The sequence below is a fragment of the Enterococcus sp. DIV0436a genome, assembly GCF_051711605.1.
Taxonomy (GTDB): domain Bacteria; phylum Bacillota; class Bacilli; order Lactobacillales; family Enterococcaceae; genus Enterococcus_B; species Enterococcus_B faecium.
The window spans coordinates 2,632,907-2,648,262 of record NZ_JBIONA010000001.1 but is presented as its reverse complement, the minus strand read 5'-3'; the positions used below and the strand labels follow the sequence as shown (position 1 = coordinate 2,648,262).

General features: G+C 39.7%; 14 protein-coding genes. 11 read left to right on the top strand and 3 right to left on the bottom strand.

All coding sequences use genetic code 11. The features are described 5' to 3' along the window. Positions 1-2: 2 nt before the first annotated feature. From IGL15_RS13100 to IGL15_RS13065, 8 genes are all read left to right on the top strand, one after another. Positions 3-743: a Stp1/IreP family PP2C-type Ser/Thr phosphatase gene (locus tag IGL15_RS13100; protein WP_002287376.1), complete on the top strand. Its 741-nt coding sequence runs from the start codon at positions 3-5 to the stop codon at positions 741-743. Then, positions 740-2,809 carry a Stk1 family PASTA domain-containing Ser/Thr kinase gene (gene pknB, locus IGL15_RS13095; RefSeq protein WP_002328223.1) on the top strand — a complete coding sequence of 690 codons (2,070 nt, stop codon included), beginning with the start codon at positions 740-742 and terminating at the stop codon, positions 2,807-2,809. Before IGL15_RS13100 ends, pknB begins: the two co-directional genes overlap by 4 nt. Before the next feature lie 164 nt (positions 2,810-2,973). Continuing rightward, positions 2,974-3,873, top strand: a complete 900-nt coding sequence (gene rsgA, locus IGL15_RS13090) for a ribosome small subunit-dependent GTPase A (protein ID WP_002287379.1) — start codon at positions 2,974-2,976, stop codon at positions 3,871-3,873. Positions 3,874-3,885: 12 nt separating this feature from the next. After that, positions 3,886-4,536, top strand: a complete 651-nt coding sequence (gene rpe, locus IGL15_RS13085) for a ribulose-phosphate 3-epimerase (protein WP_002287380.1) — start codon at positions 3,886-3,888, stop codon at positions 4,534-4,536. Then, a complete protein-coding gene (locus tag IGL15_RS13080) occupies positions 4,537-5,175 on the top strand; it encodes a thiamine diphosphokinase (RefSeq protein WP_104765427.1) in 639 nt (212 codons plus the stop codon). A gap of 154 nt (positions 5,176-5,329) precedes the next feature. Next, positions 5,330-6,184, top strand: a complete 855-nt coding sequence (mreC, locus tag IGL15_RS13075; protein ID WP_104765426.1) for a rod shape-determining protein MreC — start codon at positions 5,330-5,332, stop codon at positions 6,182-6,184. A 3-nt stretch (positions 6,185-6,187) separates the two neighbouring features. Further along, positions 6,188-6,697, top strand: coding sequence for a rod shape-determining protein MreD (mreD, locus tag IGL15_RS13070; protein ID WP_002287385.1), 510 nt, complete (start codon positions 6,188-6,190; stop codon positions 6,695-6,697). A 254-nt stretch (positions 6,698-6,951) separates the two neighbouring features. After that, on the top strand, positions 6,952-8,517 hold the full coding sequence (locus IGL15_RS13065; RefSeq protein WP_104765425.1) for a C40 family peptidase: 1,566 nt from the start codon (positions 6,952-6,954) through the stop codon (positions 8,515-8,517). Positions 8,518-8,584: 67 nt separating this feature from the next. On the opposite strand, the gene IGL15_RS13060 is transcribed toward IGL15_RS13065, so the two are convergent. Continuing rightward, on the bottom strand, positions 8,585-10,384 hold the full coding sequence (locus tag IGL15_RS13060; protein ID WP_002328221.1) for a M3 family oligoendopeptidase: 1,800 nt from the start codon (positions 10,382-10,384) through the stop codon (positions 8,585-8,587). Between the two features lie 122 nt (positions 10,385-10,506). Here IGL15_RS13060 and IGL15_RS13055 point away from each other — a divergent pair, with 122 nt between their 5' ends. Then, positions 10,507-11,013, top strand: coding sequence for a VanZ family protein (locus IGL15_RS13055; RefSeq protein ID WP_002287389.1), 507 nt, complete (start codon positions 10,507-10,509; stop codon positions 11,011-11,013). Positions 11,014-11,091: 78 nt separating this feature from the next. Continuing rightward, positions 11,092-11,814, top strand: a complete 723-nt coding sequence (locus tag IGL15_RS13050; RefSeq protein ID WP_002287391.1) for a YebC/PmpR family DNA-binding transcriptional regulator — start codon at positions 11,092-11,094, stop codon at positions 11,812-11,814. A 77-nt stretch (positions 11,815-11,891) separates the two neighbouring features. Here IGL15_RS13050 and IGL15_RS13045 read toward each other — a convergent pair whose 3' ends face one another. Continuing rightward, on the bottom strand, positions 11,892-13,292 hold the full coding sequence (locus IGL15_RS13045) for a L,D-transpeptidase family protein (RefSeq protein WP_002298179.1): 1,401 nt from the start codon (positions 13,290-13,292) through the stop codon (positions 11,892-11,894). Positions 13,293-13,461: 169 nt separating this feature from the next. Continuing rightward, a complete protein-coding gene (locus IGL15_RS13040) occupies positions 13,462-14,436 on the bottom strand; it encodes an L-lactate dehydrogenase (RefSeq protein ID WP_002287399.1) in 975 nt (324 codons plus the stop codon). Positions 14,437-14,788: 352 nt separating this feature from the next. Between IGL15_RS13040 and pth the strand changes: the two genes are divergently transcribed. Further along, complete coding sequence (pth, locus tag IGL15_RS13035) at positions 14,789-15,349, top strand: aminoacyl-tRNA hydrolase (RefSeq protein ID WP_002287401.1); 561 nt, start codon at positions 14,789-14,791, stop codon at positions 15,347-15,349. Positions 15,350-15,356: the final 7 nt, after the last annotated feature.

Sequence of the window (15,356 nt, the reverse complement as noted above, 5' to 3'; positions counted from 1 at the left end):
AAATGCAGATTGAATATCAATCAGATGTAGGAAGACGACGTAACACAAATCAAGACTATGCCAGTGTATTTACCAGCCGTTCAGGTCTCAAGCTTGCTGTATTAGCAGACGGGATGGGTGGTCATCGTGCCGGAGACATTGCCAGTCAGATGGCGGTAACGAATCTAGGCGAAGCTTGGGAAAAACAAGAAGCTGTTGACGATGAAAAAATCGCCCAATGGTTCATTCAATCGATTCAAGAAGAAAATATGCTGATTTATCAGCGTGGACAAGAACAGCCGGAATATAACGGTATGGGAACAACAATCGTAGCGGCCGCTCTGTCAGATGACTGGTTCACGATTGCCAATGTTGGGGATAGCAGAGCTTATTTGATTCGTGAAGATAAAATCATGCAATTGACGGAGGATCATTCTTTAGTCAATGAACTAGTCAAATCAGGAGAAATCAGCGAAGAAATGGCAGTGAACCATCCAAGGAAAAATATTTTAACACGTTCTGTCGGCATGCCTGGAACAGTCGAAGTAGATGTTTCTACTCATCTTTGGCAACTAAAAGATCGACTGCTGTTATGTTCAGATGGCTTGACGAACATGCTGTCTGAAGAAGAAATAGGAACGATCATCAATCAAGAAGGCCCATTGTCTCATAAAGTAACTGAGCTGATTGATCGTGCCAATGAAGCAGGCGGAGCGGATAATATCACCGTTCTTCTTATCGAATATAAGGAGGACAGTGTATGATCGAGTTGGGAAAAAAATTAAATGGCCGTTATCAAATCACTGGAAATATCGGTAGCGGTGGTATGGCAAATGTATTTTTGGCGCACGATTTAATCTTGGATCGTGATGTAGCAGTTAAAGTCTTACGATTTGACTTTCAAAATGACCAGACTGCGATTCGACGATTTCAGAGAGAAGCTTTAGCAGCAACAGAACTCGTTCATCCAAACATTGTTAGTGTTTACGATGTTGGTGAAGAAGACAACATGCAGTATCTGGTGATGGAATACGTCAAAGGAATGGACTTGAAGCGATATATCCAAACACATTATCCTGTTCCTTATGAAACAGCAGTAAATATTATGCAGCAGATCCTTTCTGCTATTTCTTTAGCTCATAACCATCAAATCATCCACCGAGATTTGAAACCCCAAAACGTACTGATCGATAATGAAGGTGTTGTAAAAATCACGGATTTCGGGATTGCTATCGCTTTATCTGAAACATCGATCACGCAGACGAATACGATGCTAGGATCTGTTCATTATCTGTCCCCTGAGCAGGCCAGAGGAAGTATGGCAACGAAGCAGTCAGATATTTATGCTTTAGGGATCATCCTTTATGAGATGTTGACGGGTAGCGTACCGTTTGATGGTGAATCTGCTGTAACAATTGCTTTAAAACATTTTCAAGATGATCTTCCCTCTATAAAAGCACTTGATCCAAATGTGCCACAAGCACTGGAAAACGTGATTTTACGGGCAACGGCTAAAGAACCTGCAGACCGTTATAAGTCAGCCGAGGAAATGTCTGATGATCTTTCTACAGTATTATCACCAGCTCGTGCAAACGAAGAAAAATGGCAGCCTCATGTGATGGATAATGAAACAAAAGTTATCACACCCCTTACGGAAGATGCACCAATGCCTGATTCATTCAAATCTATGCCTCTGCCAAAAGACAAGCCAGAAAACGAAACCTTACCAGAGGAGGAAGAAGTTCTGCCTGATCCTAAAAAGAAAGGACAGAAAAAATGGTGGCTGATCCTATTAGCTATTCTTGCTGTTTTAGGAATCGGAACAGCTGTATTCTTTGCTTCTGGCGGGCGAGGAGAAGTTGTTGTTCCTGATGTTTCTGATCTTTCTGAAGCTTCTGCTAGAGAAACACTCGCAAAAGCGAAATTAGAAGTAGCAACAAAAACAGAAGAAATTGCAGATGACAAAATCGAAGAAGGTAATGTAGTGAAGACAGACCCGGCAGCGGGAACGACAGTCAAGCAAAAACGCGAAGTCACTCTGTATATTAGTAGCGGCACGAAAAAAATCAAATTAGATGATTACAGTGGTAAAAGTTATGAAGATGCCGAAGCAAGTTTGAAAGAATTAGGGTTTTCTGCTGACTTGATTCAAAAAGAAGAGGAATTCAGTTCAGAGGTAGAAAGCGGAATGATCATTTCGCAATCTCCATCAGAAGATACAGAAGTCGATCCTAAAACAGACACGATTACTTTCACAGTCAGCAAAGGACCAGAAACAGTGACTTTGAGTAGTCATGTAGGAGAAAACTACGAAACTGTTCGTAACTGGCTTGTTACACAAGGATTCAATATCAATAATATTAGTGCTACTTATGACTATAGCGACACTGTACCATCAGGTTCGATCATCAGTCAGGATCCAGCCTCGGCTGAAGTTGTAGCAGAAGAAACTTACATCAATTTTGTCGTAAGCCAAGGAACAGAGCCTAAATTGAATGATATCTCCGGCTATACAAAAAGCGAAGCACAAAGTTATTTAGCTAGTGTCGGTGCAGAATATATCGGGCATGAGACTTCCGAATATTCAAACACGGTGGATAAAGATAAAGTGATTCGTACAGTACCAGGGGCAGGAACGACAATTACCAAAGGAATGGTTGTGAACGTAATTTACTCTAAAGGACCAGATCCAGCGTCTTCTAGTTCTGAAAAAGACTCTTCAGACAGTTCTAGCAGCTCAAGTAGCTCCAGTAGCACAAGCAACTCTTCAAAAGAAGAATCTTCCAGCTCCACAAGTTCATCAGCTAGCACCTCAGAAAGTTCAAAATAAGTGCTGAATAAAATATATCAGAAGGGAATGCGACATTGATTTGTTGCATTCTCTTTTTTGTGTTTCTATCTCTTTTGATCAATTTTCAAGCCTTATACTTTGAGAAGTTTGCATGGAATAACACCTACTTTCCTCTTCGTATGGTAAAATAAACAAAAACGGAGGTGGCACTTATCAAAGGACAAATCAGAAAAGCAATCAGCGGTTTTTACTATGTATACGCAAACGGAGAGACCTATCAAACAAGAGGAAGAGGAAATTTCCGGAATCGGAAAATCACGCCGCTTGTCGGAGATCAGGTGATCTTTGAGAGTGAAAATCAAACAGACGGCTATCTTCTGGAAATCTTGCCGAGAAAAAATCAATTAGTTCGCCCACCAGTCACAAATGTTGATCTTGGAATCATTGTCACAAGTATCGTAGAGCCTGCATTTTCTTATAATCTACTTGACCGCTTTCTAGTTACCTTGGAATACGAGTCGATCGAACCGATTATTTTTTTGACAAAGACCGACTTGTCAGACGACCCAGAAAAAATCGAAGAGATCAAACAAACCTATACTAAAATAGGCTATCCGGTGATTGTACCCAATCATACGGGTGATACGACAGAACTGATCCGTTACTTCCCAGAACGGCTATCGGTCTTTATGGGTCAGTCTGGAGCAGGAAAATCGACGCTACTGAATCAAATATCACCGGAACTGAATTTAGCAACAGGAGAGATTTCTGATGCACTTGGAAGAGGACGGCATACAACACGTCATGTGGAACTGATTCCTATCTATGGCGGGTTAGTAGCAGATACACCAGGATTTAGCTCGATTGACTTTTTGACAATTGAAGCAGGAGAACTGCCGAGACAATTTCCTGAATTTGTAGAAGCTTCTGTCCATTGCAAATTTAGAGAGTGCATGCATGCTAAAGAACCTGGCTGCGAAGTAAAACATAGAGTAGAAACAGGTGGTATCGCACAGACACGTTACGACAATTATTTGCAATTCTTACAAGAAATCGAAAAAAGAAAACCAATGTATGCAAAAAAAGAAGGTAAACGAAAATAGGAGGAAACAAGAATGAAGATAGCACCATCCATTTTGAGTGCAGATTTTGCCAATTTACAAAGAGACATTGAGTTAGTGGAAAAAGGAGGAGCGGATTACATCCACGTAGATGTCATGGATGGCCAATTTGTCCCAAATATCACATTAGGGCCAAATATTGTTCAGGCAATCCGTCCTGTTACTAAATTACCGTTAGACGTCCATCTGATGATCGTTGATCCAGAAAACTACATTCCAGCATTTGCAAAAGCTGGAGCAGATATCATTACTGTCCACGTCGAAGCAACTCCTCATATTCATCGGGCACTTCAAATGACAAAAAGCTTAGGAGTTAAAGCTGGAGTAGTTATCAATCCAGGAACACCAGTCTCCATGATCAAACATGTTTTGCCTTTGGCTGATCAAGTACTAGTCATGACTGTCAATCCTGGGTTCGGCGGACAAAGCTTTATTGAAGAAACAGTAGAAAAAATTACGGAACTCGCTGATCTACGTAGAGAGAACAATTGGACTTATGCAATCGAAGTAGATGGCGGAATCGTTCCAGAAACAGCAAAAATCTGTAAAGATGCAGGGGCGGATGTCTTCGTTGCAGGATCATATATCTATGGAGCCGAAAATCCAGTCGGACAAATCGAACGATTAAAAGAGGCATTAGACTAAATGAAAATTTTATTAGCTGCTGGAGGTAATCCGCAAAACTGGCCGCAGTCTCTGCTGTCCAAATACGATGCCTATGTCGGGATAGACCGTGGTGCGCTGTACCTGCTTCAAGCAGGCTACCCAGTAGATCTGGCAGTGGGTGATTTTGATTCATTGTCGAACGAAGAGCAGAAGGAAGTATTTGCAAAAGCCAAAGAGTATACCCGTTCCCCTGCAGAAAAAGACGATACAGATACACAGTTAGGTATCTTAAAAACATTTGAACGTTACCCGCAAGCGGAAGTCACTTTGATTGGAGCTACGGGCGGAAGATTGGATCATCTTTTAGCCAATCTCTGGTTAGGTATGGAACCTCGCTTCAAACCCTTTGCCCATCAGCTTATTATCAGAGATTGTCAAAATTATTTGTCTTATTATTTGCCTGGAGAGCATATAGTAAGACAGATACCAGATATGAAGTATTTAGCTTATTGCTGCTTGACTCCTGTCTCGGCTCTTACATTGAAAGGTAGCAAGTATGTATTGGAAAATAAAGAAGTAGAATATCCGACATCTTATGCAAGTAACGAATTTCTTTCAGATACCGCAGAATTTTCTTTTTCAGATGGTATGATTGCAGTTATTCAAAGCAAAGATTGATCCATAAACAAATAAAAAAATTTGTCTTTCAGGCTAAAAATGACAGAATCTATTATTTGCTAAAAAAAAGCTTAAGAGGAGCAACTTACCTTTTGTTTCACGGCATTTAGTGATAAAATTGAACACAAGAGTCTAATTAATTCGAGGTGTCTTTGTGAAGAAGTTCAATCCTAATAAAAATATTATTATTACCTTGGTTATTGTTATCATCGTGGTGACGATACTAAGTGTGACCGCTGCGCAGCGAGCGAATGAAGGAAAGCCCAATTTCTTCCAATCCATCGTTAATGACAGTGTTGCAATGGTTGATAAAACAATCTCTGCCCCAGTACGGTGGGTACGAAATGGAGTAGATTCTGTCCATAATCTTTTTTCAACTTATGCCGAAAATGAGCGGCTAAAAGAAAAAATCGATAGCTATGATGACATTTCACAGCAAAACAAGAATTACGAGAGAGAAATCGAATCGTTGAAAAAAGAACTTGAGTTGAATCAGACGCTGACTAGTTACGAAAAAGTAACGGCAAATGTCATTACTCGTTCGCCTGACAGTTGGCAGGACATGCTGATCGTAGACAAGGGTTCTAAAGACGGTATCGAAGCAAATATGGCAGTCATGTCGCAAAAAGGATTGATTGGCCGAGTGATCGAGGTCAATACGGCTTCGTCTAAAATCGAATTACTGTCATCCTCTAATGAAAGCTCCAATCATTTTCCAGTACGGGTATCTTCGGCTAATGGCGAAGCGTTTGGTTTGCTTAAAAACTATGATGAAAAGCTCCATGCCTTAGTGGTGACCCAATTAACTGGTGATACGGATATCAAAGAAGGGGATGTTGTCCAGACATCCGGTCTTGGAGGGAATTCTCCAGCTAACTTGCCGATCGGTACGGTTATTAAAACGAAACCAGATAGTTATGGGCTGGATCGGGAAGTTTATGTGAAACCTTATGCAGAAATGTATGACGTGTCAGTTGTGACGATTGTCCAACGGCTAGCGGAGGATTAGTCCATGTTGAAGAAAGAAACAATGAAGTACTATCTGCCAATCGTTTTGTTCTTTTTGATGTTGATAGATGGTCATTTAACAAGAATGCTAGGGGAGTGGTCGAAAGGCACCTATATGTCAAATGCCCACTTTCTGATATTGGCATTATTATGTTGCAGTATGGCGTTTGAAAAACGTTATTTACTGATTACCACGATTGTTCTCGGGGCTATCTATGACGCTTACTATATTGGCGTTATCGGTATCTATGCAGTAGCTCTCCCTTTAATTGTATGGTTGATGTATGTAATGAAAGACGTTATCCATGTCAACATCTTTACTGAATTTTTCAGTATGATCATCTTTGTCACGGGTTATGAATTGTTTACGATGGTGGTCCAGTTGATTTTTAAATTAGCAGTAGTAAATAACACGTATTTTATTACAAGGTTTTTAGGACCTACACTGCTGTTGAACATGATTATATTTGTATTATTCATTTTTCCATTTAAGAAATTATTCAGTGATGAATAATTTCTTTTTTTATTTTTAGGTCGAAAGCGAAAAAGAATCGTTGTTATCTTAAGAAATGCTAGACTTAACGCAGCTTTTTCATAATCATTTTCTGAAACGAACAGTTTTGTCATTTTTAAAAGTTGTTTTGAAACATTTTTGTAACATAACTATTATATCGTTGACACACTGCTATGGTACAATTTTTATATCGTTAAGAAAGACTTAAATATATTTAGATATTTATTAAATTAAGCCAGTCGGAGGAATGAAGAGTGAAAAAGAGTTTAATATCAGCAGTAATGGTATGTTCAATGACCTTGACTGCCGTAGCATCACCGATCGCTGCCGCGGCGGACGATTTTGATTCTCAGATACAACAGCAAGATCAAAAGATTGCAGACTTGAAAAATCAACAAGCAGATGCACAATCACAAATCGATGCCTTAGAAAGCCAAGTTTCTGAAATCAACACACAAGCACAAGACCTATTAGCAAAACAAGATACATTGCGTCAAGAATCTGCACAATTAGTAAAAGACATTGCAGATTTACAAGAACGTATTGAAAAACGTGAAGATACAATCCAAAAACAAGCACGCGAAGCACAAGTAAGCAACACAAGCTCAAACTACATCGATGCTGTATTGAATGCTGATTCATTAGCAGATGCTATTGGACGCGTTCAAGCAATGACAACGATGGTAAAAGCAAACAACGACTTGATGGAACAACAAAAACAAGATAAAAAAGCTGTAGAAGACAAAAAAGCTGAAAACGATGCTAAACTAAAAGAATTAGCTGAAAACCAAGCTGCTTTGGAATCTCAAAAAGGCGATCTTTTATCTAAACAAGCTGATTTGAACGTACTGAAAACTTCATTAGCTGCTGAACAAGCAACTGCTGAAGACAAGAAAGCTGACTTGAACCGTCAAAAAGCAGAAGCTGAAGCAGAGCAAGCTCGTATTCGTGAACAACAACGTCTAGCAGAACAAGCTCGTCAACAAGCTGCACAAGAAAAAGCTGAAAAAGAAGCACGCGAACAAGCAGAGGCTGAAGCACAAGCTACTCAAGCTTCATCTACTGCACAAAGCTCAGCAACAGAAGAATCATCAGCTACACAATCTTCAATGACTGAAGAATCATCATCAGCTACACAATCTTCAGCAACAGAAGAATCAACAACACCTGAATCTTCAACAGAAGAATCAACAGCGCCTGAATCTTCAGCAACAGAAGAATCAACAACAGCGCCTGAATCTTCAACAACAGAAGAATCAACAACAGTGCCTGAATCTTCAACAACAGAAGAATCAACAACTGTACCTGAATCTTCAACAGAAGAATCAACAACACCTGCGCCTACAACACCATCAACAGATCAAAGTGTTGATACAGGAAACGGCACAGGAAGTAGTACTCCGGCTCCAACGCCAACACCTGAACAACCAAAACCTGTAACACCTGCTCCAGCTCCTTCTGGAAGTGTGAATGGTGCAGCAATCGTAGCAGAAGCTTACAAATATATTGGTACTCCATATGTTTGGGGCGGTAAAGATCCAAGTGGCTTTGACTGCTCAGGGTTCACACGCTATGTTTACATGCAAGTAACTGGTCGTGACATCGGTGGTTGGACAGTTCCTCAAGAATCAGCTGGAACAAAAATTTCAGTTTCTCAAGCAAAAGCTGGAGACTTGTTATTCTGGGGATCACAAGGCGGAACTTACCACGTAGCGATTGCTTTAGGCGGAGGACAATATATCCATGCTCCTCAACCAGGCGAAAGCGTAAAAGTTGGTTCAGTTCAATGGTTTGCACCTGACTTTGCTGTCAGCATGTAAGAATGATTAATCAAAAAGAGTTAGCCCATTCTGGACTAACTCTTTTTTTATTGTGATAAAATAGAAATCAGATAAATTCTTCTGTCAATTCCATGAACGTTTGGATATCTTCAGTCACCATGTCGATACCTGCTTGCCAAAAATCTGGTTGGGTAAGATCGACATTCAAATGTTTCTTCGCAAGATCTTCCGTCGTCATTGAGGCAGTATCGCGTAGTAAATGGATATATTCTTCTTCAAAATTTGCTCCCTTTTGGTTGGCGTAAGCATAGATGCCCAAACTAAAGAGGTAGCCAAATGTGTATGGGAAGTTATAAAACGGTACGTCATCAATAAAGAAATGCAATTTTGCAGCCCAGAAATATGGATGGTAAGTAGCTAAAGCTCCTTGATAGCCTTCTTTTTGCGCCTCAACCATCATCTCTGTGATCTTATCTTCTGAGACTAATCCTTCTTGCCGTGCTTCATAGAATCGATTTTCAAAAATGAATCGGGAATGGATATTCATGAACATAGCTAAAGCATTTTGCAGTTTTGTATCTAGCAAATTGATTTTTTCTTCTTTTGTTTTTGCGACTTTTAATGTAGCATCGGCTACGATCAGTTCTGCGAATGTACTTGCTGTTTCTGCGACATTCATGGCATATTCGCGATTTAAAGAAGGTAAATCCCACATCGTGCTGCTATGGAAAGCATGTCCTAGTTCATGAGCAAGTGTCGCAACCTCATTAACAGAATTACTGTAGGTCATAAAGATCCTTGATTCTTTTGTTTCTGGTAACTCAGTACAATAACCACCAGGACGTTTCCCAGGACGATCTTCTGCTTCGATCCAGCTCTTTTCAAAAGCAGATTGGGCAAATTTAGCCATTTTTGGACTGAATTTGTTAAAGTTTTCGATAATAAATGCTGCTGCTTCGTCAAAACTAAAGGTTTTTTCTTTCAAATCGCCTAAAATAATAGGTGCATCTTGATCTTGCCATTCCATTTTTTCTTTACCGAAAAGATTAGCTTTTCTAGTCAAGTAATCAACAAGGGGCTGTTTGTTTTTCTGGATTGTATCCCACATGACAGACAATGTTTCTTTCTTCAACCGATTGTACTCTAATGGTTTTTGTAGAAAATCTGTGACACCATGAAGTTCATAGTCAGAAAGTCTAAAACCATCTAAATGATTCAAAGTATCCGTGAAGAGGGGTGCCTTTTCTTTCCAGGCTTCTTCCCATGCTGCGAAAAGTGTTTCTCTGACTTTTGGATCTGGATCGCCCATCATCTTATTGAAGGCTTGTCCAGCAGATAATTCGACTACTTGTCCATCTTGTTCGAAGGGAATCGAAATGCTGGCTACAATCGTATCATAATGACTGCTCCAAGCATTTAGACCATCTAAAGAAAGCGTATTTATAATGTTTTCTTCAGCTTCTGATAATAATTGTGAGCCATCACGACGAATCTCGTTTAAACGAAAAGCAATTGTTTCAAACGAAGATTGAGAAAGCATCTGATTCCAATCATTGTCAGATATTTCTGCAAATTTCTTTGACAATACAGTTTCGGCTGATTGCAGACGAGGCAGCATTGCGTAAAGCTTGCCCGATAAGACCTTTGCATCTGAATCATTGACATTGGCAGAAAGCAATGCAGTAATATAGCTGCTGCATTGGGTAAAGCCATTCGTAATCGTTTCTTGCAATTGAAGAATAGCGTTTAACTGCTCTGCATTGTCAGAACTAGGTGACCATTTTGTTACGCGGTGATAATACTCGTTCATTTGGTCTTCCAATTGCTTCATCCGTTGGTTCAAAGCATCAGAATGACTGCCTCCGGAAAAAATAGAATCTAGATTCCAATTTAATGAATAACTCATGAAAAAACTCCCTTCATATTGTAATACAAAATTAAGTATAGCACTTTTTTATGGAAGAAGTCTCTATGAAAATGATTGTTGTTTCTTCAAAAAAAGTCTAAGATAAAATACAGAGGTGACTTATGAATTCTTCAAAAAAACAAATGAAAAACGGAAATATTTATTTAGTAATCGCACTGATAGTCGTTATAATCTTATTTTACAGTTCTTCTCAAACTTACGGACAGCAATCACAAGTTTCGCGATTAGAAAGCTGGCTGCCTAATCAGCCATTTAAAGACACATTAGCGGGTATACGTTTTAATTATGGTGGAAGTATGGTGAGTATCGACCATCTGGGCTACGCCAAATTTTTAGAGTTCTTTTTAAGGAAGGGCGCACATTTCGGTACCTATTTTATTTTGGGAGGCAGCTTGTTTTTAGGTGTTTTCCCCAAACTAAAAATTTGGTGGCTGACAGCGATCCTTGCTTGGCTTTCAGCAACAGGGTACGCAGGTTTGGACGAATTCCATCAGATGATGACCGGTGGACGAACACCTATGTTCCAAGATGTCATGTTGGATTCGATCGGTGCTCTGACTGCTGTGATATTATGTGTGCTTTTTGCGGCATTCAAGAAGCGTTTATAGATTGGCTGTGGCTTTGTTTTTTTGTGAAATAGTACTAGAATAGAAGTGTATTCTCAAAAGAACAAGGGAGGAAAAATCATGTCAGGACATAGTAAATGGCATAATATCCAAGGAAGAAAAAATGCCCAAGATGCAAAACGAGGGAAAGTCTTTCAGAAACTTTCTCGTGAAATTTATATGGCAGCTAAAGCAGGCGGTCCTGATCCATCTATGAATCCAGCTTTGCGGCTTGTTGTGGACAAAGCAAAAGCTGCAAATATGCCTAACGACAATGTGGAACGGGCGATTAAAAAGGCTACGAGCGCCGTAGATGAAACGAATTACGATGAAATCACGTATGAAGGATATGGTCCGGGTGGAGTAGGAATCTTAGTCCATGCATTGACAGATAACCGTAATCGGACAGCGACAAATGTCCGAGTAGCTTTTACACGAAACGGTGGATCACTGGGAGAAACGGGTTCAGTCAGTTACTTGTTTGACCGCAAAGGATATATCGCTATTGAACGCGATGGGTTGACTGTTGATGAAGAGACGATGTTTGAGGATGTATTAGAGGCGGGGGCAGAAGATCTGCAAACTTCTCCTGAAGTATTCGAGATTTATACTGCACCAGAAGATTTTGCTGCTGTACGAGATGAGTTGGAAAAAGAGTTCACTTTGGCGCAAGCAGAATTGACGATGATTCCACAAACGACGATTGATTTAAATGAGGAACAAAAAGAGCAATTGGAACGTCTAGTAGATAAGCTAGAAGACGATGATGATGTTTCAGAAGTCTTTACTGCTGCTGAAATGTAAGTAGCACATGGTTAGATAATAAAAAGAAAGCACCTGTACCAATCGTACGGGTGCTTTCTTTTTATATATTATTTTTGTTAGAAGACCAATACAGGCGTTCCTTTTTCGACCATCCCGAATAATTCCTTCATTACACTTGGTGGGGTGTTGATGCAGCCGTGTGAACCGCGGGTTTTCCATAAGTCTCCACCGTATTCAGGTTGCCAGTCTGAATCGTGGATACCAACACCTGTCCAGTCAATCGGCATCCAGTAGTTTACCGGACTCTCGTAAGGTGTTCCATCGTCATTTGTTCCTTTTAAAGTTGCATCTTCTTCTTTATTCCAAACATAGAAGACTCCAGCAGGTGTAGGTGTAGTTGGCTTTCCGGAAACGATATCTGTTTCAAGGGCCACTTTTCCGTCTTTGTAATACCACATATGCTGGTTCTCCAGATCAACTTCGATATACGTATCTTCGATCAATGGATGATCAGCGGTTGTGCCACCTTGCACAATGGGTGAACGAGTAAAATCTTGGCCTGCCAGAATCGCTTTTTTCAATGCTTCTGTCTCACTGTCTGTTTGGATCGTCCAACTGTAAGTGCCAACTGGGACCGTAACTTCTCCTCTTTTTGTACTTTTAAATTTTGTGTCATTCGTACTTGTGTTATACTTTGTGCCTAAATCTGTTACATATTGACGTACTTGTTCTGTATCTAAATCGACTTTTCCATCATTGTAGGTCAGCCAACTCATAATATCACTTGATGGGATCTGGAAAGTCTCACCGTTTATACTGTAAGTAGCTTTTACATTTGCGATAGCATTCATGGATGCGAGTTGTTCTTTCAGTGAGCTGTCTTCAGATGTTACTTTTGGTTTTTCTTTGAATTCAGTCAATTCAATTGTATCTTTACCAGAGTTTACCGCACTTTTTAATTGTTTGACCGCAGCATCGACGTCGATCGTATTTCCATTGACTTCAGGCTTGATAACGAAAGAGTCACCTGCTTTTTCGATCGTTGCATCAGTAGTAGGTGTCCGGTCTTTGTTCAAATCAGTCAGCTTAGTTGTCAATGTCTGAACGGTAGTGTCTAGTTTTTGGTGGTTTTGACTGACAGGATCTATTTCTTGTTTTTCTGCCGCTGAGACATAAGTCATTCCCCAAGTCCATCCGTTTTGTTCATTTAGGATCGGAGAAAGCTCCGAAGTGAAATCATCTTTGTAGCCGAGCTCGGATTTTGGTACTTCCTGCCAGACTTTTCCATCTTCTTTAATAGCCAGTTTTTTATCAGAATAAGCTTCTTTTAATTTTTCATTTGCTTTTTCGACTGTTAGATTGCTGACATTTATTCCATTTATTTCTGTATTCGGCAAAAAATGCTTTGTGTAGTATGTACTGCGATAGGTATAAAAGCTGATCAGCACTAAGAGAACACCAAGAGCTGAAAGCAAAGCAACATGTTTCGATTTTTTTCGATGCGAAGATCTTGTCATATCGACAACTCCTTAAGTAAAAGTTTAGGGTGGAACGGTCTCATGATAGCATAATTTAGAGGAAAAGACGAAGGTTATCTCTACTTTATGAAAAAATTTAGAAACCATAAGGGTGATAAAATAAAAAAACGGAAAACACCGAATAGATGTTTTCCGTCATGTTCAAAGATTATTCAGCGTCTAGTTTAGCAAAAGCTTCATCTAGAATTTCTTTTAATTGCTTAGCAGAAGCAGCCATACGGTCTTGCTCGCTGTCACTTAAAGGAATTTCGATTACTTTTTGGATACCTTGACGGTTGATAACAGCAGGTGCACCAATGTAGATGTCGTTCAATCCATATTCGCCATTCATGAATACTGATAAAGGAAGAACAGCATTTTCATCATCTAAGATGGCACGAGTGATACGTGCTAATGCTACTGCGATACCATAGAAAGTAGCGCCTTTTTTCTCGATAATTGTGTAAGCAGCGTCACGTACGCCAAAGAATAGGTTAACCATAGCTTCTTCATCGATTTCTGGGTTGTTTTTTACCCATTCATAGATTTGCAAGCCGGCAACATTTGCATGTGACCAAACTGGGAATTCTGAATCTCCGTGTTCACCTAAGATGTAAGCATGGACGTTACGTGCATCAACGTCAACTAATTCCGCAAGTGCTTGACGGAAACGAGCTGAGTCAAGAGAGGTACCTGAACCGATTACGCGTTCTTTAGGGAAACCTGAGAATTTCCAAGTTGAGTAAGTCAAAATATCTACTGGGTTAGCGGCAACTAAAAAGATACCGTTAAATCCTGATTCAACGATTTGTGTGACAACATCGCGGTTGATTTTTAGGTTTTTGTTTACTAAGTCTAAACGAGTTTCACCTGGTTTTTGTGGTGCGCCAGCTGTAATAACAACTAAGTCAGCATCATGTGCGTCTGCGTAAGTAGCAGAATAGATTTTTTTAGGTGAAGTAAATGCCAAAGCGTGAGACAAGTCAATTGCGTCTCCTTCAGTTTTAGCAGTATTGATATCCACGATACCTACTTCTTGAGCGATATTTTGAGTAACTAGAGCAAAGGCATAGCTAGAACCTACGGCGCCGTCTCCAACAAGAATAACTTTTTGATGATCTTTTTTTTCTGCAGCTGCAGTCATTTAGTATCAATCCTTCCATTGATTTGTTTTTTCCCATGCTTATGCTAACATTTCTCAAGCCCCATGTCACGCTATTTGGCTATAAAATATAACAGATAACAAGGTTGTATTATATGTAAAAGCTTACATGTGCGTTATTTCACTATTTTTATATATCAATTATTTCATTAAACTTTGAAGAAATTTTTAATTTCTTTATCATTTATTAACGATTCTCTTTTAGCCGAAACGCCTTGTTTTGTGTTATACTATGCATTGACAAGTATAAAAAAGAAAAAAGCTCGATGGACTGGACCGCTAATTAGCAGTCCAGCCTTTTGTGCTGCTTTTTAGAATTAGGTGGAAAACAAAAATGAAAATGATCGTCGGGTTAGGAAACCCAGGTACCAAATACCAATATACAAAACACAATATCGGCTTTATGGTCGTGGATAAAATTGCACGCGAGCATCAAGCTACTTTCAAAAAAAATCCGTTCGAAGCAGAAGTTGCCGAATTTTTTCATAATGGAGAAAAGATCCTTTTAGTCAAACCACAAACATTCATGAATGAATCTGGTCGTGCAGTCGGCCCACTAATGACTTATTTTGGGATTTATCCAGAGGAATTAGTCGTAATCTACGATGATTTGGATCTGGCAGTGGGAAAAATCCGGCTCCGTCAAAAGGGAAGTGCCGGCGGGCATAACGGTATCAAAAGTATTATTTCCCATTTGAATACGAATGTCTTTGATCGAATCAAGGTGGGAATCGGCAGGCCAGAAGGGAAAAAAACAGTAGTCCAGCATGTGCTTAGTCCTTTCAGCAAAGAAAATCAGCCTTTGATAGAAGAAAGCATGTGTCAATCTGTTAAAGCAGTCGAATATCTCATAGAAGGGCATTCGTTCGTGGATGCGATGAATCGATTCAATTGAGGAAGGA